General features: G+C 51.8%; 1 rRNA gene. It reads right to left on the bottom strand.

Features of this window, described 5'->3' with window-relative positions:
* Positions 1 to 108: ribosomal RNA gene (locus VSR82_RS40290) — 23S ribosomal RNA — on the bottom strand; the annotation flags it as partial.
* Positions 109 to 255: the final 147 nt, after the last annotated feature.

The raw sequence follows: 255 nt of genomic DNA, 5'->3' as shown, positions 1-255 counted from the left end.
CCGGATCAAAGCTTGTTTGCCAGCTCCCCGGAGCTTTTCGCAGGCTACCGCGTCCTTCATCGCCTGTGATCGCCAAGGCATCCACCACATGCACTTGTTCGCTTGACCCTATAACGGGTGTGTCTCAATTCAGACGCACGCGCTACAGGTTGAGTATTCGTGTTGCGCCGTATTCCAAAGCGATCTCTCGATCACTTATAAAATACATCGATACAATCACAACCCTGATTCACCTACTCACGCACCCATCTCCAG

The organism is Burkholderia sp. JPY481, from assembly GCF_038900515.1.
In the GTDB taxonomy this organism is placed as follows: Bacteria; Pseudomonadota; Gammaproteobacteria; order Burkholderiales; family Burkholderiaceae; genus Paraburkholderia; species Paraburkholderia youngii.
This window is presented reverse-complemented; position numbering and strand designations above follow the sequence as displayed.